General features: G+C 56.9%; 1 rRNA gene. It reads right to left on the bottom strand.

Annotated features, from left to right (window positions below):
* Positions 1 to 103, bottom strand: a 5S ribosomal RNA gene (gene rrf, locus ACOZHM_RS20710); the annotation flags it as partial.
* Between the last annotated feature and the right edge of the window lie 178 nt (positions 104 to 281).

Here is a 281-nt window from a genome sequence, read left to right as displayed (position 1 = left end):
CCTACTCTCGCATGGCTTGAGCCACACTACCATCGGCGCAGCTGCGTTTCACTTCCGAGTTCGGGATGGGATCGGGTGGTTCCACAGCGCTAATTTCACCAGGGAGGCTTTTGGAGTGTCGCCGCAGGTCGTGTCTTTGCAGGGAGCGGGCACATGTGTGCCGGCTTTACAAAGAGACGCGCCTGAGCGCCTGCCTCTCGTTTGGTCTTGTGACGTAGCGTGCACTTGGGATCTATCGACATGTCATGTCGGCCAAGGCAACTTGAGGTTATATGGTCAAG

The sequence above is a fragment of the Stenotrophomonas sp. PD6 genome (genome assembly GCF_049199305.1).
In the GTDB taxonomy this organism is placed as follows: domain Bacteria; phylum Pseudomonadota; class Gammaproteobacteria; order Xanthomonadales; family Xanthomonadaceae; genus Stenotrophomonas.
The sequence above is the reverse complement of the archived record's forward strand: the minus strand, read 5'-3'. Positions and strand labels throughout refer to the sequence as shown.